The following is a 503-nucleotide window of genomic DNA, read 5'->3' as shown; positions in this document are numbered from 1 at the left end:
AGGGAGGGAGTGGTCGAAGGTGGGGCTGGCGATTGGGACGAAGTCGTAACAAGGTAGCCGTACCGGAAGGTGCGGCTGGATCACCTCCTTTCTAAGGAGCACCTACCCGCGAAAGCGGGTCAGGACCTGCAACCACCCGAATGCGGTGGTCAGGGCTCAATGGCGGAGACACTTGGTAGATCTTGCCGGCAACGGCTGCAGTTAACCCTAGTAGGGCGGGGGTCTTCGGATCACGCATGGAACGGGCTGTGGTGCGGCTGGTTGGGTTGTTTAGCACCCTGTTGGGTCCTGAAGGAACAAGCGCGAGCTTGGCCTTCTGGCGCCGATCACGCTCTACAACGCAAACTGCCGCTTGTGCGGTGTGTGTGTTGGACGCGGGTGTGGGTTGGTTGTTTGTTGAGATGTGCATAGTGGACGCGAGCATCTTTGTTTCTCTGTGTAGGTAAGTTTTTAAGGGCAGACGGTGGATGCCTTGGCACCAGGAGCCGATGAAGGACGTGGGA

General features: G+C 58.4%; 1 rRNA gene. It reads left to right on the top strand.

The features are described from left to right. Window positions 1-91 (top strand): 16S ribosomal RNA (locus tag HAV40_RS37875); the annotation flags it as partial. Window positions 92-503 lie beyond the last annotated feature (412 nt).

Origin of the sequence: Catellatospora methionotrophica (assembly GCF_011297335.1) — a bacterium.
Classification (GTDB): Bacteria; Actinomycetota; Actinomycetes; order Mycobacteriales; family Micromonosporaceae; genus Catellatospora; species Catellatospora methionotrophica.
This window is presented reverse-complemented; position numbering and strand designations above follow the sequence as displayed.